Genomic DNA, 9,307 nt, shown 5'->3' with positions numbered 1-9,307 from the left:
CATCAATGGCTAGGTGTTGTATCGCTCCTCTCGCTTTAGTCTTAAATGAGACCTCAACTTGCTTGGCTCTACGACTGATGCAGGTGTAATGCGGACAACTTAACGGCACATGGGCTAACCTAAATATCGAGTCGATAAATCCTTGCAGCGCTCTCAGTGGCATAGAAAAAACTCGTTTCACCATGAGTGCTGTCGTAATAGCTAAATCACTGAACCGACGTGGCCTCCCGCGCTTATTCTGTTTGCTTTGCGCCCACCCACTTATTGCTTCTTCATCGATCCAGAAGGTCAGAGAACCACGGTTAATGAGCGATTGGTTGTATTGCTTCCAGTTGGTTGTTTTGTAACAAGGTTTAGGCATAAGGCTACGAGAGAGAGTGGTGGTAGCTGATCAGATCGTAGGTTCTTGATTTAGTTCCATTGAATTACGCAACAAAGCCATTGAGTGCTATTGAATCATATTATGCGTTATATCCAGAGAAAGGTATTCCCGTTTATGCTGCGCAGTTTAAAACACAGAGTTCGTATTCGTCGCTAGATGCAATGAAAAGAAACCATCTGCAATATGGTAGTTCATTCACCCAAGAAGAGCCTGTAATTGTAGAGGAAAAGCGGGGATATAACCTGTATACAAAAGTGCTAAAAATTCCGTCGTACTTACCTTTTACAAAAGAGAGGGAGGCGGAATGTATCGTCGATGAATTTGACCCGAAAGAAAATTGCCCACCACTGTATGAATGGATTACCAACACTTCCGGTAGTTTTCCAACTGCGGAGAATCCAATGCCTCAAAAGACAGAAGACCTTGAGGTGACGGCAGATATATACGTACCAAAAGAGTTTAACTGGAATAGTTTTATAGAGTTACCTGTCGTTATTTTTATTCATGGTGTTACAGCAGAGCGCGGCACTGCTTCTTTAATGGCTGCGGAATATATTGATAAAGGTTATGCCGTGGTTACGATCGATATGCCATATCACGGTGAGCGGATACGTTATGACTCAAGCCCTGAGCACGTGGAAATTAGTGCCCGAGCAAACAAAGCCTTCTTCATCAATATTGATTCCCCTTTAGCGCTTCGTTCTAACCTCCAGCAGTCTGTTTCTGATTTTCTGGGTCTACGCTATGCGTTGAGCCAAGAAGGTTGGGTTGATAACAATAACGTTCATCTAATCGGACAATCGTTGGGTGGGATCATGTCGGTAATGGTGAGTGAGTTTAGTCAAGCAAGCCCTGATTTTCTCTCGGATACTAATCCTAATTTTGAATTCAATACGGTGAACTTTGTTGTTCCGGGGCAGGGGCTAACCAACTTGGTTCTGTCTTCTCAAACCTTAGGCCCTGAAATGTCTGAAGGTGTTAAGAAGTCTCCTGATGTTCAGCGTGGCATTGCTGAAACTGTCATACCAGATACATGCATAACAGAAGCAACGAATCAACAATGTATTGAAGCACTTAGAGAGTTTGTAGAGCTTTCATCTGATAACGCGCTGCTTGTTAATCAGCTAGAGAACGACATCTTCGATTTAGTTGTTACCGACCTTAAACAAGGAGTTCAAGCAACAATTGATAGTGCAGACCCTGCTAGTTTCATCTCTCGTCAAGTTAAGGCTGAGCAACCGACTCTTTTGTTAGCTGCAGTTGGAGATTGCGGCGAAACCTGTGACGTTGGCGTTGATTATGTGCCAGACAGCGTAATTCCGAATACCGTGCCAAATAATATTCGAACTGGCACTGAGCCCTTAATTACTGCCCTTGGTTTAGACCCAATAACGGGTACAAAGCGTGATCAGATCGAACTCGGTGGAGTCATAAGAACGACAACCGGTGGACATGGTACGTAATTATTCCCGTATGAAGGCCCCGTTGATGAAAATGGCCTACCGGGTATGCCAGGCGAAAATATGTCAGATGTACGTGAAGCCGTGACAACCCAACAATTAGCTGTTGCTTCGATGGTGATGACTGACGGTTCGCTTGTTGTCATTAATAACGAAGATCATATCGAAACAGAGGTGCCTCAAAATGAAGAATAAACTTTTTTTGGGCACTGCAGTTGCTCTTGTTCCTTGCCTGATTAACGCGGCCGGTTTTCAACTTAACGCACAGTCCGTAACAGGGTTAGGTCGTGCATTCGCGGGTGATGCTGTTATGGCCGATAGTGCGGCAATTGTGGCTAAGAACAGCGCTGCGATGGCTTACATCGAGCAACCAACACTTTCTGTAGGTGCTATCTATGTCGATAGTGGTATTGATGTGTCTAATGTTAGCTACACGCCAATGATTGGTGATACTGAAATGTTGGATGACCAATCATTAGACGCAGGGACATTAGTTCCAAACATTCATTATGTTCATTCTATCGAAGATTCGAAGTTCACATTAGGTGTAACGGTTCACTCCAATTTCGGTACTGACGTTGAATTTGATAACTCGTTCGAAGCTGATGAGTTTGGAGGAAAAACGGCGCTTTCCAGTATCAATGTGTGTTTCGCTGTGGCTTACGAGTTGTCCGAACAAATCAACTTAGGTGCCGGGATAGATGTTATCTACGGTGAGGGTGAGATATACCGTCAAAACTTGTTAAATGTAGATGCAGACGGTTTCGGTCTGGGTGCAAATGTTGGTGCGACTTACCAAGTCAACGAACATAACAAGTTCGGTATTAGTTACCGTTACAGCCCAGATATCGAAGTAGAAGGTGACATTACCAAAGGCGGTGTCCCTGCCGACAAGATGAACGTACCTCTACCAGACACTCTAGAGTTTTCCGGTTGGCACCAGCTCAACGAACAGTGGGCTTTTCACTACAGCCTGCAGTGGGTGAACTGGTCTGAATTTGATTCGCTAACATCTGACTCTTATGACGACTCAATTAAAGAGTATCAATGGAAAGACGCAGGACATGTTTCTGTCGGTGGTACATACACCATGTCAAAAGACGTCGTTCTAAGAGCTGGCTACATGTACGACATTTCCCCGACTGACGAACTCACATCGCTCTCTATTCCTGATGTTAACCGTCACTGGTTAACAGTCGGAGGGACGTATAACTTCACCGATGCCAGTTCTGTGGACGTTGGAGTCGGATTTATCATCGGAGAATCACAAGATATTGACGAAAACCTGACGACGATTCCAGGAACGAGTTCCAATATAACTGCTGATGTGACTGCCGATGCTCTCTTGCTTGGTGTTCAATATCAACATCGTTTTTAACTTTTACTTTGGAGTTCAGAACGTAAAAATTTAGGAATCATATAAAAATTGCAGGGCTCGACAGTGAGTTGAGCCCTTTTCTCATTATTAGCTGTTTTAGCATTATTTAAATAGCTGGAAGCTCATTAAGTAAGAAATAGCTGCTTAGAAAAACGTTTTAATTCAGACGAATTCAAACGGTTATGGTTATTAAAAATGAAATTTACAAAGCTTAGTAAAACAATCTGTTTGGCACTGTTTGCCTTACATATCTCTCCATCGTTTGCCCAAGACTCAAACTTGATTCCTGTGACTATCGAAAAAGCGCACAAACAAGCATTCACATCTTCAATCAACGAGGTTGGCAAAATCAGGGCAACGGATTCTGCTGCATTGACATTCAGTGCCTCCGACAAAATTCTCAATATCCATTTCAAAGATGGAGATTCAGTTAAAAAAGGCGAGTTGATCGCTCAATTGGACAATACCAAAGCGAAAGCCGATCTAGACAAAGCAAGAAGCTCTCTAGCGTTAGCAAAGTCGAAATTAAAGCGAGTACAAGAATTACTAAAGAAACAGCCTGACTCTATGTCTCAACAAGATGTTGAAGAACTGGGAGAGCAGGCGAATTTAGCTGCGGCTGATTTCCGTCAGAAAGAAGCGCTAATGAATGACTATTTATTGGTTGCGCCATTTGATGGGCAATTAACCAACTTTACCCACTCAGTGGGCAGTAAGATTGATGGCGCAACCGCGTTGGTGAGTTTGATCAAACTCGATCCTGTCGAAGTTCAGTATTCCATTGGACAATCGGATCTAGGCAACGCAAAACTTGGACAGAATGTCTCTATTCAAGTTGATGCTTTTGTCGATGAAGCATTTTCTGGTGTGGTGGATTACATTGCCCCCGCGGTTGATGAGAGTTCAGGTCGCGTAGAAGTACACGCGCACGTGACCAATCCAGATCATCGTTTAGTTCCGGGCATGTTTGCCAAAGTAAGCCAAATGACGTGCGAAGACACGACTCAAATGGTGGTTTCCCAAAATTCCGTTCAAGCAAAAAATGCACAACGTTTTGTATGGATTGTGAATGGCGAAAAAATCGAGCAACGCATTGTTGAATTGGGCGTGAACACTAACGATGGGTACGTCGTTGTAGAAAGCGGATTGAAACTGGGTGATAAGGTCGTAGTGACGGGGCAACAGAACCTTAAGAAAGCGTCTCTAGTTAAGGTAATGAACCCTAATGCGGAGCAGAAAACAGTTGAGCTAATAACGGAGCCAATAGACAAAGAGGTCACTAAGCAGACCGTTAAGCCCGAGGTAGAAAAGACCGAAACACAGATTGATGAAGCACATCCGGTTGAGCCTTCGGTTGATTGGACGGAAGCAACAAAAGGTGTAGACGAAGCGATCAACGAAAATAACGAGCGTGCGGAAACTAATGCGGCCGCTGAGCAATCATCGAGCGAAAGTCTAAACAAGGAAACTCACAGCAAAGAAATCCAAAGCAAGGAAGCTGTAACAAAGGAGAACCTGAATGAAGCTTCCTGAGATTTGTATCAAGCACCCTGTGTTTGCGTCTGTTCTGAGTATTACTATTGTTTTGCTTGGGCTTTTGTCGTTTCAAAAGCTCTCAATCCAATACTTTCCTGAACATAAAACACCGTCGGCGACTGTAACCGCGGCGATCAATGGCGCGAGCGCTGAGTTCATGTCGCGCAATGTGGCAGATAAACTGATCACGGCGGCAACGGGCTTAGACAGCGTGAAAACCATGACGACCGACTGTCAGGAAGGAACGTGTAATCTAAAAATCATTTTTGAAGATGACATTAATGACGTCGAATACACGAGCTTGATGAACAACCTGCGTAGCAGTGTTGAAGCGATTGGTGATTTTCCTCCTAGTATGACGGACAAGCCAACGGTAACGGATGACTCTTCTGATACCAGTATGCCGAGTAACATCATCACGTTTGTGAATACCGGCAAGATGTCTAAGCAAGACATGTATGACTACATTAGCCAGCAAGTCGTGCCCCAGTTTAAGCACATACAAGGTGTGGGGGGGATTTGGGGGCCGTATGGTGGCAGTGAAAAAGCGGTTCGTGTGTGGTTACAACCTGATCGAATGATGGCGCTTAACATGAGTGCGTCAGACGTGGTCGGTACATTAAGCTCATACAACGCGACATTTACCGCGGGTACTATCAAAGGTCAGGTACGAGATTTCTCCATTAACCCAGTCAACCAAGTGACCAGTGTTGATGATGTGCGAGATTTGGTGGTTCGTGTCGATAACGGCAAGATCATTCGTGTCGGAGATATTGCTGAAGTCAAAATGGGGGAAGAGAGCCTTACGCCGAGCATTCTTCGTGTAGATGACAATTTAGCGATGTCGATTCAGGTACTGCCACTGAAAAGTGAAAACCCAGTTACAGTTGCAAATAAAGTTAAGAAACAGATTGATGTGATTCAGCCTCAGTTGCCAGAAGGCATTGAGATGAAGATGGTTTATAACCAAGCTGATTTCATTAAAACCGCAATTGACGAAGGTTTCATGACTTTGGTTGAGGCGATTGTTCTTGTTTCAGCCGTTGTCGTGTTGTTCCTTGGTTCAGTTCGTGTGGCGTCTATTCCTATTATCACGATCCCAGTCTGTGTGATTGGTGTGTTTGCAGTTATGCATGTGCTCGGGTTTAGTATCAACGTGCTGACTATCTTGGCCATCATTCTTGCGATTGGTTTAGTCGTCGATGATGCCATTGTAGTGGCTGAAAACTGTTACCGACATATCGAAGAGGGAGAAACCCCTTTTAATGCGGCAATCAAAGGGTGCCGAGAGATCGTCTTTCCTGTGATAGCGATGACGCTGACTTTAGCGGTCGTGTATCTCCCTATTGGTTTGATGTCGGGCTTAACCGCCGATCTATTTAGACAATTTGCTTTCACGTTAGCAGCAGCAGTGATCATCTCTGGGTTTGTGGCTTTAACGCTCTCGCCCATGATGTGTGCTTACTTAATGAAGCCAGTTACAAAGCCGGCAAGGTGGTACAAAAAAGTTGATGCGAAGCTGAATGTTCTGTCTGACTTGTACACCAAGGAACTTAGCAAATGGTTTGAGCGTAAAACACTGATGAGTGGTATTGCCTTGGCATTGATTGCTCTATCTGCTTTGGCGGTTTGGACAATGCCTCAAGTGTTGCTTCCAACGGAAGATACTGGTTTTGTTGAGGTCACTTCAACGCCTCCTACAGGAGTCGGACGTCAGTATCACCTAGACAACAACGAGCAACTCAACAGTGTGTTCAAAGGTGATAATTCAGTAGAAGCGAATTTATCTTACATCGAAGGGACTCCGACCAATCACGTTTTATTGAAATCATGGGGCGAGCGTGACCAGTCAGCTGATGAGTTGGTGAACGAGTTTATCGCTAAAGCGCAAAGTTCGGTCTCTGCTTATGGCATGTCTTTCAAGGTTCGCTCGGCTGATAACTTGAACATTGCCACTAATATGATCCTAGAGTTAACGACGGTTAACCGTGATACCACCGTATTGTCGGAAACGGCGAATGAGGTGGTGGAGGCGCTTGAGAGTTATGAGGGCGTGACCAACATTAAAAATTCGATGTTGCGTGACCAATTGCGTTATGACTTGTCGATTGACCGCAATGCTATCGTATTGTCTGGTGTGGATTACAGTAATGTCACCAATGCGCTATCTACTTTCTTAGGATCAGTGAAAGCGGCAGATCTACAAGCGGATGATGGCTATACGTACCCAATTCAAGTTCAAGTAAATCTTAGTGATCTTGGCGATTTCAAGGTGCTCGATAAGCTGTACGTGGATTCACAGTCGGGTCAAAGGCTTCCTTTATCTCAGTTTGTATCAATCAAGCAAGTGACATCGGAATCTAATTTCAAGACGTTCATGGGTAAAGACAGTGCTGAAATCACCGCGGACTTGATGCCCGGATATACGGCGAGCGACGTGAAGGCATACATTGATGACACGGTACCAAGTCTGTTGAAACCTGCTCAGAGCTACGAGTTCAATGGCGTAGTTAAAGACCTGGTTGATTCAACCGCGGGCGCACAAGTGCTGTTCGTATTGGCGTTGATTTTCATCTTCTTGATCTTGGCGGCGCAGTTTGAAAGCTTTGTTGACCCAATGATCATCTTGCTAACGGTTCCATTGTGTATTGTGGGCGCGATTTTGACGCTTTCGGTATTTGGTCAAAGCCTCAATATTTACTCGAAGATAGGATTGCTGACACTGGTTGGTCTCGTGACCAAACACGGTATTTTGCTGGTGGAGTTTGCCAACGAGAAACGCAAATCTGGCGCGAGTGCGAAAGAAGCGGCGATCAGCAGTGCACGTTCAAGGTTACGTCCAATCTTGATGACCTCACTGACGATGATCCTCGGTTCATTGCCATTGGCACTGGCGGATGGCCCGGGTTCCTTAGGTCGAATCAATATTGGTTTGGTTCTGGTCGGTGGCTTGTCTGTCGGAACTTTTTTCTCATTGTTCTTAGTGCCAGTCGCGTATGTCGGTATGGCGAACCTAAAGCAAATGGATTTGTTGACTCGATTGAGAACGAAACCAGCGTAGCGAGATGTTTTAGGTTTAGCTAGATACTTCAAGGCCCTCATTGTGAGGGCCTTTTGCTGTTGTGGGCTAGATTAAGTGAGGAGAGCGGTTAGAAGTCGTAGTTTAGATTCATTGAGCTGTAGATTTCGGCGTTACTTTGGTCTGATGCGTCAGTGGTGTTGTAGATGTATTCGGTATCAAAAGTTAGCGCCAAATTGCCTATCAAGATGTTCTTTAGATAGCCTTTAAGATTGTAATTGGTGTTCTCTTCACCGTAAGCCATGTTAGCGGTTGCCCCGATAGAAAACGTCTCTGTGAGCGTCAGAGAGCCATCAACACTGGCATTCACGATTAGTTCATAGTTCTCTTTGTTCGGGAACTCTTCATCGGAGGATTGCCGTTGACTGATTCGGTAACCCGGACCAGCAGAGCCTTGAAGTTTGATTCTTTCAGTATCATAAAAGTGGCGACCCAATCCTGTAGCCGTTATGAATTGCTTACGATAAGTACCAAAGTGGTCGTGTTCAAAGCGTGTTGTCGCGACCAAATAGGTGACTTCGTTCAAGTCATAGCTTATGCCATAGTTTGTGGTATAGCGATTGGTGCCGTCTTCATCGCTTTCAGCATCGGTATAGTAGGTATCAAACTGAACTCGTTGGCCCCAGTTTTCTTTTTTGTAACCAACAGAGATTCCAGAGTTGATCGACAAGGATGAGCTGGTGTTTTGCGAATAGATAAACCCGAGCTTGGTCAGGGTCGTAAAAGGAGATTCTTCAGCTTCTTCTTTTAACTCAGAAGCTTCGCTTAATACGACGTCGTCCTCGAGTGCCACTTCTTTAACCTCTTCTCCAGCCTCTTTTCCAAATATGGGCATAGAGAAAGCGATGAGAACTAAAGGTAGCTTTGCTCGGGATCGTGTGTATGAAACTGTGTTGGTTAATGGGCGCGTTGTTTGTGGGATAGCGTGTGTCGACATAATGATTTGGTATATAAGGTGATTGGACACGACGAACGCAAGGCTAGTCGTGAAGAGCCGTAATTGATTGAATCGAAAATGCGCGTGAGTTATGACGCCATAGGCAAAGGCGAAAAAATCGTTTTTATCGCAGAGAATCCGTTACCTCGATGAGGATTGAAATCTTCAATGTGGACAAAAAATTCAAGTATCTCAGAGGGTTTATCGTCTTCGATTAACAAGAACTCAAGTAGTCCTTGTTCGACATGGCATGAAACGATGGTTTCGCTCGATTGATCAGCTGAAATCTGTTCAACATTGATCACAACGCTCGTCTCGGGTAACACATTGAAAGCATCTTGCGCGCACTTAAGAATACAGCTGCAGACATACTCTCGATATAAGGCATTGCCTTCAGAAACAGACATCGTCTCAAGCTTCACTTCACCTTGGCACAATACCTTTTTTCTTTAGGGATCACGTTATGCTTATTGACCTGAATATTGATTTCTAGCAGGTGACCATTCTTATAGGTATTACATAGACAGAACCTTAA

5 protein-coding genes and 2 pseudogenes are annotated in these 9,307 nt (G+C 44.5%); 4 read left to right on the top strand and 3 right to left on the bottom strand.

From position 1 onward, the window contains the following. On the bottom strand, positions 1 to 361 hold a 361-nt coding region (locus AB4623_RS22955; RefSeq protein ID WP_372147428.1), incomplete at its 3' end, for a transposase. Positions 362 to 441: 80 nt separating this feature from the next. Here AB4623_RS22955 and AB4623_RS22950 point away from each other — a divergent pair. The 4 genes and pseudogenes from AB4623_RS22950 to AB4623_RS22935 form a co-directional block, all read left to right on the top strand. Next, positions 442 to 2,037: pseudogene (locus AB4623_RS22950) on the top strand (lipase); the annotation flags it as partial. Then, positions 2,027 to 3,220 carry an outer membrane protein transport protein gene (locus AB4623_RS22945; RefSeq protein WP_372147427.1) on the top strand — a complete coding sequence of 398 codons (1,194 nt, stop codon included), beginning with the start codon at positions 2,027 to 2,029 and terminating at the stop codon, positions 3,218 to 3,220. The pseudogene AB4623_RS22950 and the gene AB4623_RS22945, both read left to right, overlap by 11 nt. A 195-nt stretch (positions 3,221 to 3,415) precedes the next feature. Continuing rightward, complete coding sequence (locus tag AB4623_RS22940) at positions 3,416 to 4,753, top strand: efflux RND transporter periplasmic adaptor subunit (protein WP_372147426.1); 1,338 nt, start codon at positions 3,416 to 3,418, stop codon at positions 4,751 to 4,753. Next, entirely contained in the window at positions 4,740 to 7,817 is a 3,078-nt protein-coding gene (locus tag AB4623_RS22935; protein ID WP_372100941.1) for an efflux RND transporter permease subunit, read from the top strand. Before AB4623_RS22940 ends, AB4623_RS22935 begins: the two co-directional genes overlap by 14 nt. A gap of 88 nt (positions 7,818 to 7,905) precedes the next feature. Here the strand turns inward: AB4623_RS22935 and AB4623_RS22930 are convergent, their stop codons facing one another. Both AB4623_RS22930 and AB4623_RS22925 read right to left on the bottom strand, forming a co-directional pair. After that, on the bottom strand, positions 7,906 to 8,670 hold the full coding sequence (locus AB4623_RS22930; protein WP_372147429.1) for a DUF481 domain-containing protein: 765 nt from the start codon (positions 8,668 to 8,670) through the stop codon (positions 7,906 to 7,908). Between the two features lie 191 nt (positions 8,671 to 8,861). Then, a pseudogene (locus AB4623_RS22925) lies at positions 8,862 to 9,307 on the bottom strand (hypothetical protein); the annotation flags it as partial.

The organism is Vibrio sp. 10N.222.52.C12, from assembly GCF_041474215.1.
GTDB lineage: Bacteria > Pseudomonadota > Gammaproteobacteria > Enterobacterales > Vibrionaceae > Vibrio > Vibrio crassostreae_C.
Note: the sequence above shows the minus strand (reverse complement) of the source record. Positions and strands in the feature narration are given on the sequence as shown.

What these genes read in the sequence shown, in the direction of transcription:
- AB4623_RS22945 (WP_372147427.1), top strand. Translation starts at nt 2,027, where the DNA reads ATGAAGAATAAACTTTTTTTGGGCACTGCAGTTGCTCTTGTTCCTTGC.
- AB4623_RS22940 (WP_372147426.1), top strand. Translation starts at nt 3,416, where the DNA reads ATGAAATTTACAAAGCTTAGTAAAACAATCTGTTTGGCACTGTTTGCC.
- AB4623_RS22935 (WP_372100941.1), top strand. Translation starts at nt 4,740, where the DNA reads ATGAAGCTTCCTGAGATTTGTATCAAGCACCCTGTGTTTGCGTCTGTT.
- AB4623_RS22930 (WP_372147429.1), bottom strand. Translation starts at nt 8,670, where the DNA reads ATGCCCATATTTGGAAAAGAGGCTGGAGAAGAGGTTAAAGAAGTGGCA.